The 241-nt window shown below is 59.3% G+C and carries 1 protein-coding gene; it reads left to right on the top strand.

The window, feature by feature from the left end; translation table 11 throughout:
• A partial coding sequence (locus SB754_RS22555; RefSeq protein ID WP_410784502.1) for an HAD domain-containing protein occupies positions 1-213 on the top strand: 213 nt, incomplete at its 5' end.
• Positions 214-241 lie beyond the last annotated feature (28 nt).

The raw sequence follows: 241 nt of genomic DNA on the forward strand, positions 1-241 counted from the left end.
GGCTATGACGCTCAGACCCGACATGAGCAGATCCGGTCGGCTGTGACGCGAGCAGGTATCACCAGGTGGGTGGCAATCGACGACGACCCTGACTACAGCTGGCCGGCTGGTGACACTCGCCTTGTGAGATGTGATCCAGCCAAGGGCCTCGGCGACCTGCAGACTCAGGTAGAGCTGATAGAGAAGCTGGCCAGGTTGACTGATCGGGACTGACCCCGCCTTACGTACATCTACTGTACAT

Origin of the sequence: Leifsonia sp. SIMBA_070 (assembly GCF_046534635.1) — a bacterium.
Taxonomy (GTDB): Bacteria; Actinomycetota; Actinomycetes; order Actinomycetales; family Microbacteriaceae; genus Leifsonia.